This is a genomic window from Synechococcus sp. Cu2B8-bc1011 (genome assembly GCF_047302735.1).
Classification (GTDB): domain Bacteria; phylum Cyanobacteriota; class Cyanobacteriia; order PCC-6307; family Cyanobiaceae; genus Synechococcus_C.
The window spans coordinates 1,608,735-1,624,153 of record NZ_CP138915.1 but is presented as its reverse complement, the minus strand read 5'-3'; the positions used below and the strand labels follow the sequence as shown (position 1 = coordinate 1,624,153).

At 52.1% G+C, this 15,419-nt stretch carries 14 protein-coding genes; 6 read left to right on the top strand and 8 right to left on the bottom strand.

Going from position 1 to position 15,419, the window contains the following annotated elements; translation table 11 throughout:
- Nucleotides 1–203: 203 nt before the first annotated feature.
- From SIC18_RS08505 to SIC18_RS08485, 5 genes are all read right to left on the bottom strand, one after another.
- A complete protein-coding gene (locus SIC18_RS08505; RefSeq protein ID WP_413429328.1) occupies nucleotides 204–1,526 on the bottom strand; it encodes an O-acetylhomoserine aminocarboxypropyltransferase/cysteine synthase family protein in 1,323 nt (440 codons plus the stop codon).
- 24 nt (nucleotides 1,527–1,550) lie between these two features.
- Nucleotides 1,551–2,255 carry a hypothetical protein gene (locus SIC18_RS08500; RefSeq protein WP_413429327.1) on the bottom strand — a complete coding sequence of 235 codons (705 nt, stop codon included), beginning with the start codon at nucleotides 2,253–2,255 and terminating at the stop codon, nucleotides 1,551–1,553.
- A gap of 64 nt (nucleotides 2,256–2,319) precedes the next feature.
- Nucleotides 2,320–3,312 (bottom strand): lytic transglycosylase domain-containing protein, encoded by a 993-nt coding sequence (locus SIC18_RS08495; protein WP_413429325.1) that lies wholly within the window; start codon nucleotides 3,310–3,312, stop codon nucleotides 2,320–2,322.
- A gap of 22 nt (nucleotides 3,313–3,334) precedes the next feature.
- On the bottom strand, nucleotides 3,335–3,919 hold the full coding sequence (locus tag SIC18_RS08490; protein WP_413429324.1) for a DOMON-like domain-containing protein: 585 nt from the start codon (nucleotides 3,917–3,919) through the stop codon (nucleotides 3,335–3,337).
- Nucleotide 3,920: 1 nt separating this feature from the next.
- The gene (locus SIC18_RS08485) at nucleotides 3,921–5,075 is read right to left on the bottom strand and encodes a phosphotransferase enzyme family protein (protein WP_413429322.1); all 1,155 of its coding nucleotides are present in this window, start codon (nucleotides 5,073–5,075) and stop codon (nucleotides 3,921–3,923) included.
- On the opposite strand from SIC18_RS08485, the gene SIC18_RS08480 reads away from it, so the two are divergent.
- The gene (locus tag SIC18_RS08480) at nucleotides 5,074–6,390 is read left to right on the top strand and encodes a metallophosphoesterase family protein (RefSeq protein ID WP_413429321.1); all 1,317 of its coding nucleotides are present in this window, start codon (nucleotides 5,074–5,076) and stop codon (nucleotides 6,388–6,390) included. The genes SIC18_RS08485 and SIC18_RS08480 overlap by 2 nt on opposite strands.
- A complete protein-coding gene (locus SIC18_RS08475; RefSeq protein WP_413429319.1) occupies nucleotides 6,381–9,032 on the top strand; it encodes an AAA family ATPase in 2,652 nt (883 codons plus the stop codon). Before SIC18_RS08480 ends, SIC18_RS08475 begins: the two co-directional genes overlap by 10 nt.
- Here SIC18_RS08475 and SIC18_RS08470 read toward each other — a convergent pair.
- Complete coding sequence (locus SIC18_RS08470; protein WP_048346330.1) at nucleotides 9,029–10,558, bottom strand: hypothetical protein; 1,530 nt, start codon at nucleotides 10,556–10,558, stop codon at nucleotides 9,029–9,031. The genes SIC18_RS08475 and SIC18_RS08470 overlap by 4 nt on opposite strands.
- A gap of 545 nt (nucleotides 10,559–11,103) precedes the next feature.
- On the opposite strand from SIC18_RS08470, the gene SIC18_RS08465 reads away from it, so the two are divergent.
- From SIC18_RS08465 to arsS, 3 genes are all read left to right on the top strand, one after another.
- Nucleotides 11,104–11,688, top strand: a complete 585-nt coding sequence (locus SIC18_RS08465; protein WP_413429318.1) for a glutathione S-transferase family protein — start codon at nucleotides 11,104–11,106, stop codon at nucleotides 11,686–11,688.
- 117 nt (nucleotides 11,689–11,805) lie between these two features.
- Entirely contained in the window at nucleotides 11,806–13,002 is a 1,197-nt protein-coding gene (gene stpA, locus SIC18_RS08460) for a glucosylglycerol 3-phosphatase (protein ID WP_048346326.1), read from the top strand.
- 109 nt (nucleotides 13,003–13,111) lie between these two features.
- Entirely contained in the window at nucleotides 13,112–14,092 is a 981-nt protein-coding gene (gene arsS / locus SIC18_RS08455) for an arsenosugar biosynthesis radical SAM (seleno)protein ArsS (RefSeq protein ID WP_413429317.1), read from the top strand.
- On the opposite strand, the gene SIC18_RS08450 is transcribed toward arsS, so the two are convergent.
- Nucleotides 14,085–14,384 (bottom strand): cell division protein SepF, encoded by a 300-nt coding sequence (locus tag SIC18_RS08450; protein ID WP_157028562.1) that lies wholly within the window; start codon nucleotides 14,382–14,384, stop codon nucleotides 14,085–14,087. The genes arsS and SIC18_RS08450 overlap by 8 nt on opposite strands.
- Before the next feature lie 19 nt (nucleotides 14,385–14,403).
- On the opposite strand from SIC18_RS08450, the gene SIC18_RS08445 reads away from it, so the two are divergent.
- Nucleotides 14,404–14,877 carry a GLTT repeat protein gene (locus tag SIC18_RS08445; RefSeq protein WP_048346325.1) on the top strand — a complete coding sequence of 158 codons (474 nt, stop codon included), beginning with the start codon at nucleotides 14,404–14,406 and terminating at the stop codon, nucleotides 14,875–14,877.
- Here the strand turns inward: SIC18_RS08445 and SIC18_RS08440 are convergent, their stop codons facing one another.
- The gene (locus SIC18_RS08440; protein ID WP_048346324.1) at nucleotides 14,878–15,324 is read right to left on the bottom strand and encodes a Fur family transcriptional regulator; all 447 of its coding nucleotides are present in this window, start codon (nucleotides 15,322–15,324) and stop codon (nucleotides 14,878–14,880) included.
- Nucleotides 15,325–15,419 lie beyond the last annotated feature (95 nt).

Below are 15,419 nucleotides of genomic sequence, written 5' to 3'. Positions count from 1 at the left end.
CCCTTCCAATGACTGAGTTTGATTCATCATGTATGCAATGACGAGCGGCCTTTTTTATGCAAGGTTGTCTCTGTTCAACGTAGCCAGGGCTCATGCCCCTGACTTCAGTCAGCGTGCGTCAAATGATGGGAAGTTCTAACCATCCTCAAAGCGATTGATCACCTCGGACTTGGACTCCAAGTGACCAACCGCCACTCCCAAAATCAGGTCGCCAGAGCCTGCTCAAAATCAGCCGTGATGTCGTCGATGTGTTCCAAGCCCACTGACACCCGCACCATGGTCGGAGTGACACCGGCTGAGGTTTGCTCATCGGCACTGAGCTGCTGATGGGTCGTGGAGGCTGGATGAATCACCAGCGTCTTGGAGTCGCCAACATTGGCGAGATGGCTTGCCAGCTTGAGGCTGTCGATGAAACGCACCGCATCGTCGTAGCCACCCTTCAGGGAGAACATCAGCATGCAGCCCATTCCACGGTTTGTGAGATAGCGCTTGGCAGTTGCGTGATAAGGGTCGCTGGGTAATCCGGGATAGCTCACATGCGCAACACTGGAATGCTGCTGTAACCAGGTCGCCAACGCCATCGCATTTTGTGCATGCCTTTCCACGCGCAAGCTCAATGTTTCTAAGCCTTGAAGCAACAAAAAGCTGTTAAAGGGACTGATAGCCGGTCCCCAATCGCGAAGACATTCCACCCTTGCCCTAAGAGCAAAAGCGATATTACGTTCATCGGGTAACCCCAGCATTTTGCAAACGTCACTTCCGAAACCGAAGGCATCCCAGTGAACAAGGCCGTGATAAGCAGCGCTCGGCTGACTCATCAACGGGAACTTGCCATTGCCCCAGTTGAAAGTTCCGGCATCAACGATCACACCACCAAGACTGGTGCCGTGTCCACCAATCCATTTCGTAGCGCTCTCCACCACCACATCAGCGCCATGCTCAATCGGTCGAATCAAGGCTCCTGCGGCACCGAGTGTGTTATCGACAATGAGAGGGATGCCACGTTCCTTAGCGAGTGCGGAGAGGCCATCAAAGTCGGGAATGTTGAAACGGGGGTTACCCATCGCTTCGACATAGATCGCCTTGGTGTTGTCATCAATCTGTGCAGCGAAGCTGGCAACATCGTCGCCATCAGCAAACTTGACCTGAATCCCTAGGCGCGGAAATTGCACCTTGAACTGGTTATAAGTTCCGCCGTACAAAAAGGATGTGGAAACAAAGTTGTCTCCTGCCTGCATGCAGTTTGTAATCGCTAAAAACTGAGCTGACTGACCGGAGGCTGTCGCGACGGCGGCCACGCCTCCCTCCAAAGCTGCAACGCGCTTTTCAAAAACATCCGTTGTGGGGTTCATCAAACGGGTGTAGATGTTCCCGAATTCCTTCAACCCAAATAGATTTGCACCGTGTTCAGCGTTGTTGAAAACGTAAGAACTGGTCTGGTAGATCGGGACCGCCCGAGAATTTGTCGTGGGGTCAGGGACCTGACCAGCATGCAACTGAAGGGTCTCGAAACGTTGTGATGTCAAGGCCGAAATACGGATAACTCCTTTCTAGCTCGCAACTTCCGTTGCAGGGTTCCAATTGTGGTCAGGTGCCGGTTTTTCAGTCTCAGCAAGGGATGGAAGCGTGTCACGCATCAGAGGACCCAGGCGACTGCGCACTTCAGATCGGAAAGAACTGGCCGCTTCCGCACTGAGGACTGGATAGGGCTGATCACCCTCTTGCTCGCGCAGATGACGCCACTTGCTGTTCTCTTGGGCCTTCAGCTCTTTTAAGGCCGACATGAAGTCGTACGTCTTCGTCTGGCCATCTGCAGCTGCGAGAGGACCAGCCTGGGCTGCTAATTCCTCCCGAACCGCATCAAAGGCTTTGGCTTTGATCGTGTCGGGAAGGCCAAGAACTGGCTGGTAGTAATCGAGCAAACGTCGTTCCTCCTCAAGCACAATCGGCCAAGCGCCACGGGATCCTTGGGGTAAGGAATACCCAGCTTCGGCCGCATCCATCGCCGCCAAGTGAAAACAGAGCCAGCGGTAGTAGGACTTCTCGTTAATCGCCTTTTTCGCTGCGGCCTTGCCCGAAACAATCGCAGGGAGAGCAGCTTCAGCCTTACGCAGAAACAATCGATCTTCACGTTCGAGGTTCATGGCTCCCCAACGCTGGCGATAGTCCCAAAGCTCGGCGTATCTCGCCACTTCATCCGTAGACCAACCCAGGGTCTTGAGCTCATCGGCCCGATGCGTCAGTTCCTTCGCCAAAGAGCTCAGCCTTCATCTCATTGGAATCGTAGAGGTCAAAGGCGATCACGCCAGTCACTCAACGTCAACCTGAAGGACGGCTGTGCGGATTCTGACGCAAATACAACAAGACATCGATGGGCCGTTGCTGGTTGTACCCCTCATGGAGCCAGAGATCCCCGGCCGAAGAGGCGTAGTGAATTTGCCAGTGATACAAACCCCGATAAGCAAGAGGATCCCGTTTCAGCAGGTCGGCGTAATGAACAACAGCCCTGCCGTAGTGATTGCTGTTGTTGTAGCCCCAGAGTCCTTTTCGGATGTCCTGAAGGCCGCCACGACGAACCAAGTAACGCGCTGCCGCATGGATGGCATCCCAAGGATCGCGAATGTCACCACCACGGCCAATTCCAGGTTCCATCCAGGTCGTGGGTAAAAATTGCATCGGACCTTGTGCATTGGCTACTGAAATGCCATCAATGCGACCCATTCCCGTTTCGACCAAATTCACAGCAGCCAGGACTTCCCAATCAATCCCTGTCGACGCTGAAGCACTCCGATAAGCCTTGAGCAATTGATCAGGAGGAGCCGGGGTTTGGATCCGCCAGGCGGGAAGGGTGGACGAAGCAGGGCCACGATGCATGGCCAGAAACGAGCGACGCGCTGCGAGGTGCTGATCAAACACCCAGCGCCAGCGGTCCTCGAGCTTGGAGCGCACCTGGTCGGCGAGAGCAGGGCGATGCGACAACACCCGATAGATCACCTGCTGCTGATGCGCAAGAGGGGGAATGGCCTCAGGAGAGACCTCGGGATTTCGAATCGCAAGCTCGATGTCTGACAACAACAGGGCCAGCTGATCGGAATGAACCGGAAACAGCGGATAGTGCGCTCCAGAAGGAGAGCGGGGAAGATCTGGCCTTGTAGGGAGCACAGGAACAGCGAGTTCCCCTGGTTCAACCTGTTCCAGGACGGCTTGTTCTTGATTCCGGTTGGCCTGGAGTGCGGTTGAGCGCCTACAGCCCCAGATCAGGGGAATCACCAACAGGGGAAGAGAAATCAGTAGGCGGCGGACTGAAGTCATCATCAAAAGCCTCAACGACCCATCAACAGATCAGAAAGCTGCGACGGTCATGGAAGTCTGCAACCTCTCCTGGATGGGAAAGAGCCCAATAACTGAGTTGGCCATCTCTGTCCTCCACAACCATCGCCAAACCAAGTTCTGGCATCTCCTCAATCGGCCACCAGGGACGTAAATCCAAGACCACATCGCAACGACAGTCCCGTCGCGTTTGTCGAACGGTCACGGATGGAGGCAAGGCCTCAACCAACTCAGATCCAGCCTGCCGATAGCTCTCGAAGCTGTAGAGGTTCCAGTGACCTAATGGCGATACGTTTAATTCCCAGTACTGCTGAGAACCAGGCAAACCGATGAACGCCTCAAAGCAATTGTGCTTCCAAAGCTCATCGCAGCGATCACCATGCATCGGAACGGTCGCTGGCTCTAGTGGAGGCAACGCAAGAGAAAGCAAGTTTCCATCTCTGTATGCCGGCCGAAGGTTGTAGCTGAGTTCAAGGAGGCCTCCTTCGCTCCAAACAAACTCGGCACTGAGCAGAAGATCAGGCGAATTTTGAGGATTTTGAGGAAGGAGCGGGCAAACCTGCCGGACCATCACAGGATGCCGCGACACTTCAGCTCGCTCCTGAAAGTTCGCGAATCATGAGTTTTAGGTCATCCCCCTGAGCTTCGATCGATTGGGTCAGAGCAAATTGCACCAAGGCTCGATCCAAATTGTGAGAAGGACGTTCTGTACGAAAGTAAGAATCGCCATTGAGGTAGTCGGTTAAAAAGCGCAACCCAAGCTCAAACGGAATTAGGCGAATGCAGTCTGGTAGGTAGCGAAAATCTTGCTCCGAAAGGAAGGACCTTCCCATCGTCAAATAGCCCTCAAGAATCGCCCGACAGAGCTTAAGATCGAACGACACCAACTCAACTTGCAGGGTCTCCTCTCCAAGAGGGTTGCAGCAAGAACGCAAGCAATCACCGATGTCGTAATGAACCAAACCGGGCTTAACGGTATCGAGATCAATCAATCCCACCGCGCGGCCACTGAGCTCATCGAGCATCACATTATTGATTTTGGGGTCGCCATGAATCGGACGGCGTTGGAGCTCGCCACGAGCGCAAGCAGCTTCCAACACATCCACGCAGTTGCGGCGACATTCCACAAAATCAAGCGCACTTTTCAGCCGCGGATCGAGCAATAAGCGTTTCTCAAGCAACTGAGATTGGTCTCGGCAAACAGTGTCGTATTGCTTGAGGTAGCTCGGGGCGATGTGAAAACCCTCAAGAGTGTCTGCAAGATCGCAAATCGGTAAATCACTGATGAGGTGATGGAACATGCCCAATCCATATCCAACCTCTCGCGCATGCCCACAATCACGGATCACATCACTCGTGGTGGCCGCTCCGATGTAGGTAATCGACCGCCAAAACTCTCCGTTGTGCTCAACCCAATGGCCTTCGCTATTAAGCGTTGGGAGCACCTTTGGAATCTCCCAACGTCGTCCAGCCAATTCAGGAGGATCAGTCGCCAAACGTTGTTGCACATGCGTACCGAGGGCAAGCAAATTGCGCATCACCAGCTCGGGCTTTTCGAACACGCTCGTGTTCAGACGCTGCATCACAAAGGCACGACAATCCGCATCCGCCGCTAAAGACACCAAAAAAGTGTCATTCACATTTCCAGATCCCAGCGTGTCAATCGAGGTGATTTGCTCGGGCGGGTGAAACAGTCCGGCAATCGCATCGAGCGATGGGTAAAGCCTGGTAGTGGCATCGGCCATGACGAATCGCATGAGACTCACGACGAAACAATGCCGTGTATCTGCTGATCCGCCAGCGCTGAGTGTGCGGAAAAAGAGCCGGGAAGCGGCAGCATGGGGTGAGAACAACCGCTCAGCAACGGTGCCACGCTTTCTACACACTGCTGACTGGCAAATCGGCAAGCCTTATCACTGGATTGAGGACCCGCAAAAACGTGCCCGTGTTCAACAAGAACGGGTCAACGCCGTTTCACGTATTGCTGCCACAGCCAGCGAACAAAACCTTGATGCCGTGATGGTGGCCGGTGATCTATTCGACTCGAGCACGGTGGCTCCAGCCCTTGTGATGGAGGTGATGGAAGCAATCGCGTCGATTCCATGTCCCGTACTTGTCATTCCTGGAAACCATGACCATGGAGGTGCCGGTGGCATATGGCAGCGCCGAGATGTGCAACGTCAAATGCAGGAACGTTGCCCCAATTTGAAACTCTTACTTCATACAGAGCCTCAGGTCATTGCAGAAATGGTGTTGCTCCCTTGCCCGTTGCTGCGCCAAAGAGACAGTCGCAGCCCCGCAGATTGGCTGGACTCTTTGAACTGGAGTTCGTTGCCCCAGGATCAACCCAGGGTCGTCCTCGCCCATGGCTCCGTGCAGGGCTTTGGTGCTGAAGAACAGATCAACCAACTGCATCACAATCGATGGCCTGAGCAAGAGGTGGACTACATCGCTCTGGGGGATTGGCATGCCCTAACTCAACTCAACCCGCGCGCTTGGTATTGCGGCACCCCTGAACCCGATCGTTTCCCCACCAGTGATCAAGACCAACGCTCGCAAGCACTTCTGGTTGACCTCAAACGACACCACCCCCCGCAGGTCACACCAATTCCAATCGGTGCCATCTCCTGGCACAGGATCGAGTCCAAGGTGAGCAGTGGGGCTGATCTTCAACGCCTTAAAACAACGATCGAATCCTGCGTTGGTCGCAAGGTTGGGAAAGATTTATTGAGGATTGAGCTAAGCGGCCAACTGTCTTTTCAAGAGCATCAACAGTTGCAACAGCTGTTACAAGATTTAGAGCAACAACTGCTCCACCTCAGAATCCGCGGGATGCCCGATCGCAGGCCTGAGCCAGGAGAATTTCAAACGTTTCTGCAACGCGACGATGCGCCATTAATCCAGGGCATCACGAAAGATCTTGCATCTGAGTTGGAAGCCAACAGCACCTCCAACGCTGAACACAAGGGATTGGATCGAGCCATGCTCGAACAAGCGATGTTTGAACTGCAAAGGATTGTGCTGGAAGAAGCGGAAGCGCAGGAGGCTTCATGCGGCTGATTCGCAGTGAATTCGCAAGCGTTCGCCGCCATCAAAACTTGGCTCTGGACTTTGCTCCAGGGTTAACGGTCATTGGCGGAGCCAATGAAAGTGGCAAAAGTTCCTTGGTCGAGGCTCTGCATCGAACGCTGTTTGTGCGTGCTGCCTCCAGCGGGACGGCAGTGCAGGATTTGCGGTCCCAGCTTCATGCCGGCCATCCCCAAATCAAGGTGGAATTTGAAACCAGCGACCAACACTGGACCCTTCTCAAACGCTTTAGCGGTCCCAGTGGCACCACCCAATTGGAAACCAAGGGACAGGTGGCCCTGATTGGATCAGCAGCTGAGGATCAATTAGCCCATCTGCTCGGCGTTGACGAGATCCTCAACAGCAGGCAGGTCAACAAGACATTGCCCAGCCGCTGGGCGCATCTTTGGGTGAAGCAGGGCGAATCAGGTCGCGACTTGCTGAGCCTCAGTCATGACCACTACGACCTCAATAATTTAATCGAATGCTTGGAACAACAGGCCGAGCAATCACTGCAGTCGCCACTGGATCAACGGGTTCACAGCCAACTCGAACGCCTGGTGTCTGAAAGCTTGAGTAGCCGAGGAGTGCGTCACCAAAGCGAACTTTGGAAGCGTCAAGAGGCTCTTCAAGCGGCCAAGGAGCGTCACGCTGAAAGCCTTGAACAACTCCAGGACTTTGAGCTGTCCTGTGAGGAGCTTGATCGGGTTGAAGACAAGCTGCGCAACCTGGAACTTGAGCAATTACCTGAGCTCCGCCGACAGCGCCAACGCTTGCTTCAACTGCAGGAAGCGCTTCAACAATTGAAGCCACTCACCCTGCAGCAACAACAACTCGAAAGAAGCTGCACCACTCTTCGCAAACTTTCGGCAGACAGTACGGCCTGTCAACTCAACCTGGCCAACCTGGGGCGTGAACTCCAAGCCTTGGAGACGACCTGCAACGCGGAAAGGAACCACATCAAAAAGGCACAACAACGGAGCGAAGAACTCGAACAACAACGACAAAACCTGGAAGAGCAAGGCCTTTTGCTTCGACAACGAAAGGACCGCGATGAACTTCATCAACGCCTTGAGAGACTGAATCGCCAACATGAGGAACGACAACGCTTAACCGCAGAACATCACAAACTCAATGTGGCGTTCAACAACATCGAAGGCGGTACGGCCCAAGACCTTCAGCAACTGAACAAAACGCGAGAAGAGCTTCAGGCCATAGCCATCCGCATCGAAAGCATGGCCACAAGCGTGTTGGTGGAATCTGCAGATCAAACGATTGCCATTGAGGGGGCACAGCTGAAGGAAGGTGAATCGTGTGAGCAAGCAGGTGTCTTCCGGATTGACGTGGGAGAGCAGGTCCGACTTCAGATCAGCCCTGGTGAAGGCACAGGACTTGCCCCACTCAAGGAGACACAAAAATCCCTTCAAATCGCGTTGAAAGCTGGATTAAAAAAGTGGAAAGCAAGCTCCCTTGAAGAAGCTCAACAACGCAATGAACAACGCAACCTTCTTCTCCAAGAACAAGCGTTGATCAAAGCCCAACTCACCCAACTCGCCCCTCCCGCAGGACAACAAGCACCCAACCTCGCAGAGTTACGACTCCAGTTGGACGCACTCAATCAAGGCCTTCCCTCCAAAGATCTAAAAACAGATTCAGATCATGAGAAAGAACTGGATCAATGCCGAACTCACTACCGAAAGATAAAAGACCAAAGCGATACTCATCAAAAACAAGTTCGTCTACTAGAGGCTCATCATGATGTTCAACAGAAACAATGGCAACAAAAGCTCCTTCAACAAGAGCGACTCAAAGCAGAGCAAAAGCAACGCATTGACCAACATCAATCACTTGAAAGAGAGGTGGGATCTCTGGAACAACTCACACAATCGATCGAAACATTGACATCTCAGCAACGAATATTGCAGGCCAACATTCAGGAACTTCGACAACCAATCCCATCCTCAAAAAACTCCGACCCAAAAGCAGAATTAGAGACGCTAGATCGCCTAGAGCATCAGCTCAGAGAACAGCGTCATGAGCTTGGGGTCCAGCGTGGTGCACTCTTAGAACGATGCGAATCTCTTGGGCAAAGCGATCTCCACTCAGCAGTGGCCGAAGCTTCAGCAAAGCTCGACTTAGCCACGCAAGCTGAACAGCAAGAAGCACTCTTGATCAGCGCCCGTAGCCATCTACTACAACGCTTTCAAAAAGCCCGCAACGATCTCTCTCAGCGCTATTCCAATCCTTTGAAATCAAATATCAATCAGGTCCTGCAACCCTTACTGGAAAATCCAAATGAAGGCTGTTCCCTGAGTTATGACCCACAGGATGGTTTAAAAAATCTAAGTTTACATCGCGAGGGCACACTCTTTGCCTTTAACCAACTCAGCGGGGGGATGAAAGAACAATTGAATGCAGCCCTACGCATTGCCATCGCTGACACCCTCAAAGAACGTCATGGGGGCTGCCTTCCCCTGCTCTTCGACGACGCCTTCACCAACACTGACGCTCAGCGCCTGCAGGGAGTTCTAAAGATGCTGCAGGAAGCCGTTTCAAGAGGATTGCAGATCGTTGTTCTGAGCTGTGATCCCGACCCCTACAAATCTATCGCCAACAAAGTAATCATGCTTGATTAAAGCGCATTTTCAATAACATTCATGGCGCGAAGGTAGGCAGGAGGGTCATCATCAACCTCCATATCTTCAAAGCCTGAATCGCCCCGAATTAAGCGTCGTGCATTATCGGCAATCACTGCATTAACAATGAGATCCATCGCTTCAGGCAGATCCAGATTTTGCAGAGCTTCTGCGTAGCGTCGGCTGTGGGAGGGCCGAACAGATTCCTGGCAATAGGTAGACAATTGCCGGCTATCAGTCATGACTGAAAAAGCAACATCTTTAGTTGCTTGTCGACCATAAATAGCCATATAAAGCAAATTAATCATGGATGCATCATGAACAGGAATGGAATATTTGCGGGCAATTTGAGGCCAATAACGCAAGGCTTTCAATCCCTCTAAGCCACCCTTACGTAAACCAGCAGCTTCACACCACCCTTCCAGCTCCTCCATGCTCTCCGGACAGCGTTGCTCAAGACGCATGTGGTCTGAGAGCACCTGACCAACTTGAAAATTCCGCGTTGGCTTACCTGAAACGGGCATCATCATGCTGCCTCGAACATCAGCAACCATCGCGGTGAGCTGGGCAAAGGTATGGTCCCGAACCTTCTCCATATCCCCTTCTCGCACAAGGGCCGCTTCAATCCTCGGCACCCCATACCCCAATTCCGTGAGGGAAAAAGGCTGTCGGTTATAGAGCCGTTGACGATCGCGGCGCGCCATCGACACCGTGGCGGCTTGATCCAAGCATTGATCCAAGAGAAGCGTCAGCAAAGTAGGCAAAACGCCTGGATTCTGTTTGTGAAACGAATACCCAAAGCCTGCAAACACAGACGCCATGTTTTTAGCTGCCTTGATGTACTGGCCTTCCACGTTGTGAACACCTGGTGAAACCTGAATATTGGGCGAAAGGCGATCCAGCAAACGCGCGCCCAACAATGCCGTTAATGCATTGGGATGACAGAAGTTGGCCGTGAAACTATCCAGGGGATTGCGTAAGGCTCCATGACGATGAAAACCTGAGAAAAAAGCCAAATTGGGCTCTTTTTCGCAGAGAACATAAGACTCATTGGCAATTTGATCATGACCAAAGGAGCCAGCAAGACAAGCAATCACCACCTGCTCTCTATTGAGCTCCGAACGCAGCCTGCAAGCCTCTCGAAGATCGTCTTCAACGTGATTGCTGTTGGCACTGAGGATCACCAACTCACAGCGCATGAGCAGGTCGGCCAAGGAGTTGGTGACCCGCTTGCCCGCAAGCTCGTGGGTGGCCATCGCCTCAATCGTTGCAACATGAACTTCGTCCATGCCTTGAATCACATCATCAGGAAAAGCACCAAGCAAATCCCGACCTGGGCGAGGGGCCAACAAAAGATGTCCCTCACTGTTTTTCTGCATGGCGCAGTTGTAGGCAAGGGAGGCGGGATAGAGCCCCACGCTGTAGAGGCCAACCTTGCCTTTCTCTAGCTCCAAAATTCGGCGCTGGATAGCGTCCCGATCCAGAGACGGTGAAAAAAATGAGTTGCTATGCAGCACCGTCTCCATCAACTCACCGCTATGCACACCCCAACACTAAAGAAGGCCTGGCTGGGCTGGGCTCGATGGTCCAAACGAAGCCCCACAGGGCCCCGTGAAAGCTCAATAGCTGGCACGCAGCGACAGGATCTCAAACAACCTTCCCCCCCCAACCACAGCCAGTGAGACAACTCCAGCAGTCGGGTGGCCTTGCTGTTCAACGCCAAATGCACAGAAATCAAACAAAGATAAAAACTACAGAAAGGATAGGGGCGAGCAAAAAGAGAAAGGCTTCTCTATTCAGAAAACGAAAACGATCCACAAATGTCCTTTCAAGAGTCATCATAAAGCCGAGATATCCTTCCCATTCATAAGGATAAAGCACGCTAGTTTCAAGCCAATAAACCACGACCGGAAGCTCCAACCAAGAGATCAATCCAAAACGCATCCAACATCTGTGGTTGAATCGACGAGTGAGATCCAGCCCATTCTGCTATGAACCATAAGACATCAATCGCAACAGAGATGGGTCCTCGAAGCAGCAACGCAAGCCAGAGAAATCAGAGGAGGCTTTGATGGTGTTGACGCTATACGGAGGTCAAAGAACAAGGGCAAGTCTGCCTCGCTGGTACATGGAAGAAAAAGACATCTCCTACAACTTAATCGAACTGAATCGCCAGGAGGGCGAAAATCTCCAATCAGAATTCCTTGCGATTAATCCGTTCGGAAAACTACCAGTACTTATTGATTCGAACCTTTTCACGCCAAACGGGGAGCCTCTTAAACTCTTTGAGAGCGGCGCAATACTTTTGCATTTAGCAGAACAATATAGCGACGACATCAAAACAATTGAGACCAAAGCATTAACCAACCAGTGGCTGCAGTTTGTCAACTCAACTTTATCGATTGCCCTATTGGTCCCAAGTCACCGAGAAAAAGAATTTCCGCGGCTGATGAAAGAACTAGATCACCAATTAGAAAACCACCAACCCTTAGTAGGCAACATCTGGGGAGCGGCAGATTGCGCTGTTCAGGCCTACCTAGCCTACTTACCTTGGTTATTTCCCCAAGTCGATCTAGACCCCTATCCATCCATCCAAGCAACGATCGAATCCGTGGTGCGTCGTCCCGCCTATCGAAAAGCCATCGGAGCAGCTTGAGTTGTCTCCACAATGGAACAGAATTCAAGACAGTCAGCCCAGATGAGGACCTGGGTTAAGACACCAGATCGCGCAATCAAACCTCTCCATCACTCCTGCAAGGACATCGTTTAGACAATGGCACCACTAAGCCTTGATGCACTCCGCGACGAAATGAGGGCGGAGACCGACTTGTTAATCGTGCAAGACCTCGATGGAGTTTGCATGCCGCTCGTCAAAGATCCACTGACACGCAGCCTTCGTGCTGACTATGTGCAGGCTGCGGCAGCCATGCAAAACAAGTTCAGCGTTCTGACCAACGGAGAACATGAGGGTCGTCGTGGCGTCAATCGACTCGTTGAGAAAGCTTTAGGCGACGACCAGAAGGCGAAACGAGAAGGTCTTTACCTGCCAGGACTGGCAGCCGGAGGCGTTCAATTTCAAGATCGTTTTGGAGTGGTCTCACACCCGGGAGTGAGCGATCTGGAAATGAGCTTCCTGGAATCCGTCCCTCAACGGATGAGCGATCTGTTGCGTATCAAACTGAGTCAAGTCATGCCAGAGCTGCAAGGCCAAGCTCTCGAGGAAGAACTCAAGCTCGCAATTCTTGACACCCAGGTCTCTCCAACGATCAACCTAAATAGTCTTTTTAACAAGATAAAAGGAGATGTAAAGCGGCAAAAGCAACTGCAATTGATGTTGTCAGATTTGATGGATTCACTGATGTCAGCGGCAACAGCGGCTGGACTTCCCCAGTCATTTTTTCTACACGTTGCTCCAAACCTGGGACACGATGCTTCCGGTCAGGAAAGAATCAAACCGGCGGAACCTGGAGATGTTGGCACCACGGACATTCAATTCATGCTGAAGGGAGCCATTAAAGAAGTGGGTTTGCTGGTGCTGATCAATCGGCACATCGCTCAAAAAACCGGTACGGCGCCGCTCGGTGACACTTTCAATGTGCGCAACGCCCCCCATGACCAACAAGCCCTGCTGGATCTATGTCATCAGCACATTGAACGGGAGGCCATGCCCATGCTGGTTGGAGTTGGTGACACCGTGACATCCACACCTTGCCCATTGGGCGATGGTTGGCTCCGAGGCGGCAGTGACAGAGGGTTCCTGACTCTTCTTCAACAACTAGGTGCAAGCTACGACCGCCCATCCCGTGTTGTTCTTGTCGATAGCAGTCATGGTGAAGTCGATCGCCCGAATCTGAGTGACAGCAAGCTCTCAGGGATCAGCGATCCAGACGACCCACTCCGTTTTGATTGCCTCGTCAAGGGCGGTCCAGAGGCCTATGTCGACTGGTTTAAGACGTTGCCTCAATGTTGATCATTTTCCAACGAGCGATGGGGCTTACTCCACACACAGCACCCCGCTAACCAACAATGGAGATTGAATCTCAAAAGAAAAATCAGGCACTCTCCCCTAGCCCATCACCTTGACTTCTATCTCTTCAGCAACTGATCGGCCATCCCAACAAAGCAGCGCCACTGCTTTCCCCGCACTCAACCGTGGCGAGCTTGAAACGCTTCAAGTCAATCTCGGCTATCGCTGCAATCAAAGCTGCAGCCACTGTCATGTGAATGCAGGACCGTGGCGCACGGAAATGATGGAGGAGGAGCAGATCAAGCTGATTCCCAAAGTTCTCCAAACCCTGAATCTCAACTGCCTTGACCTAACCGGAGGCGCTCCAGAACTGCATCCCCAGTTCCGATCCCTTGTACAAGAGGCAAAGGCTCTTGGCGTTCAAGTGATTGATCGCTGCAATCTGACGATTTTGCAAGAACCTGGCCAAGAAGACTTAGCCGCATTCTTAGCCAATGAAGGAGTGAAAGTGGTTGCTTCTCTGCCTTGTTTTGAAGAGGAGCGAGTGGATAAGCAACGAGGCTTGGGTGTTTTCCAGCGAAGCATTTCTGGATTACAAAGCTTGAATGCAAGAGGTTATGGAATGCCGAATACTGACCTTGAACTAGATTTAGTATTCAATCCTTCAGGGGCACAGCTACCCCCAGCTCAAGGAGAATTAGAACACACATACCGCGACAAGTTATTTGAGAACTATGGCATTCATTTCAGCAAATTATTAACTATCACAAATATGCCGATCCAGAGGTTTGCACAAACGTTGAAAGCCCGGGGTGAACTAGATGATTATTACTCCTTGCTTCATCAAGCTCATCGCGACAAAAATCTAAACTCAGTGATGTGCAGAAGTTTGATCAGTGTGAGTTGGACAGGGATGTTGTTCGACTGCGATTTCAACCAGCAATTAGGCATTCCTGTGGGTTCTGGGCCAAAAACCCTGAATGAGCTTCTGAATCAAGCTGAAACCATCAACAACCAATCGATTGCTGTTGGCACTCACTGTTTTGGATGCACTGCTGGAGGAGGTTCCAGTTGTGGTGGAGCACTCAACTGAGCTGATCGATATCAACAGAAGCTGGCGCGAATAACAACACCCTCTCTCCAACTCGACGCTCTTGCCCCTGAAGGGCATAGACACCACCAGAAACAAAGTCAGCCGTGCGCTGAGCGAGTTTTGCTTCCATCTCTGAGAGATTGAGCAGAACAGTGCGTTGTTCACGTACAGCCATCACCGCATCCAACCCCTCCTCGAATCCGCGAGGTGTGAGAACGAGAATTTCGTGAAAGCCAGAAACACCAGAAAGGTCCATACTCACCAGATTGACGGAACCTTCTGCTCGCCACAAGAGCAGTAATAATTAATCAATGATTGATTCAGATCCAAAGACCGACGGGGGACACTGCGGCACCAAGCCAAAAAAATTCGCAATCGGAATTGCTCCGCTTGGAACGGTCTCCATCGGCATTGTTCCCATGGGGGTGATTTGTATAGGAGTTGTTCCGATGGGGGTTGTCTCGATCGGGGTCGTTGCGATGGGCGTCATCAACCTGTCCGTCGTGGGGATGGGACTGTTGGCGATCGGGGTCAACACCATGGGCGTTTGGACAGCAGGACCGATGAGCATGGGTCTCGTTCAACTAGGCAAGAGCACAACGGACCACAGCGGTCATCACCATGGCCACACAAACCAACATCAAGATGGTGATGACCCGAGGTTCTTGGCCTACCCAACACGGGCCGAAGCAGAAGCCCAGGCCGAGGCTCAAGGCTGCAAAGGGGCTCACGCGATGGGTGACTTCTGGATGCCCTGCTCAGAGCATCCAACAAGCGAGCAATGATTAACGGCAGTTAGGACAGATAGCTCGAACGGTCAAACTCGATTCGATCAGTTCAAAATTGAAACGTTTGGCTGCTTCACGGCCAGCCTCAAGAACTGAGGTGCTTTCAAATTCTTCAGTGCGTCCGCAACGAACGCAAATCAAATGGTGATGATCGCCATGATCATCGCTTGCAAGCTCAAACCGACGACCTCCGTCACTGAGTTCAAGTTCTTGCAGAAACCCCATCTCAACAAGCAGTCTCAGGGTTCGATAAATCGTTGCCAATGAGACCCTGGCCTTTGAATCCACCAGCAAACGATGGACATCCTCAGCACTGAGGTGAGTGCCTCCACCGATCTGCTCGAACAGGTCGAGGATCAGTCGACGCTGTGGCGTTAAGCGCCTGCCATCCAGATGCAATCCACGCTCGAGGGGTCCTTCAACCGGAACTGGCAATGAAGCCATTGGCGTTTGCACCGGAACAACTCTTCTCAACAGTACCCATTAATGCGAGAGGAGAACATGGCTGGGAGAAAGACCGGTAAGGTTTAAATCTGTTT

Coding starts and splice junctions, on each gene's coding strand:
- SIC18_RS08485 (WP_413429322.1), bottom strand. CDS start 5,075: ATGGCCGATGCCACTACCAGGCTTTACCCATCGCTCGATGCGATTGCC.
- SIC18_RS08440 (WP_048346324.1), bottom strand. CDS start 15,324: ATGGCTTCATTGCCAGTTCCGGTTGAAGGACCCCTCGAGCGTGGATTG.
- SIC18_RS08470 (WP_048346330.1), bottom strand. CDS start 10,558: ATGGAGACGGTGCTGCATAGCAACTCATTTTTTTCACCGTCTCTGGAT.
- SIC18_RS08445 (WP_048346325.1), top strand. CDS start 14,404: ATGATTGATTCAGATCCAAAGACCGACGGGGGACACTGCGGCACCAAG.
- SIC18_RS08495 (WP_413429325.1), bottom strand. CDS start 3,312: ATGACTTCAGTCCGCCGCCTACTGATTTCTCTTCCCCTGTTGGTGATT.
- stpA (WP_048346326.1), top strand. CDS start 11,806: ATGGCACCACTAAGCCTTGATGCACTCCGCGACGAAATGAGGGCGGAG.
- SIC18_RS08465 (WP_413429318.1), top strand. CDS start 11,104: ATGGTGTTGACGCTATACGGAGGTCAAAGAACAAGGGCAAGTCTGCCT.
- SIC18_RS08475 (WP_413429319.1), top strand. CDS start 6,381: ATGCGGCTGATTCGCAGTGAATTCGCAAGCGTTCGCCGCCATCAAAAC.
- SIC18_RS08480 (WP_413429321.1), top strand. CDS start 5,074: ATGACGAATCGCATGAGACTCACGACGAAACAATGCCGTGTATCTGCT.